This window comes from Pseudomonas sp. PME37.24/006 (genome assembly GCF_055556635.1).
In genome coordinates this window covers 1-244 of sequence record NZ_JBVHNL010000262.1, presented here as the reverse complement: position 1 = coordinate 244, position 244 = coordinate 1, and the positions used below count along the sequence as shown (strand labels likewise).

The window sequence follows — 244 nt, the reverse complement described above, 5'->3', positions numbered from 1 at the left end:
CCAGCGCATAGCCATCGTAGCTGCCGCCCTTCTGGCGCGAATCGGTGAAGGTGTAATTCGTCTTGAAAGCCAGGCTGCGCGTGGCCTGCCAGCGACCGCTCAGCTCCAGGCCCTTGATGGTGGCGCGATCCACGTTGTAGCTAGTCCAGAGACGGTAATTGTTGTTGGCCGACCAGCGGGCGATGGAGCCATCGGCGTTGTAGACCAGGGCATTGCTGACCTTGTCCTTGAAGTCGGTGTAGAA

The 244-nt window shown here is 59.8% G+C and carries 1 protein-coding gene; it reads right to left on the bottom strand.

The window, feature by feature from the left end:
• Window positions 1-244, bottom strand: a 244-nt coding sequence (locus tag ACZ3GY_RS24655) for a TonB-dependent receptor domain-containing protein (RefSeq protein ID WP_465912437.1), incomplete at both ends; no start/stop codon positions are given.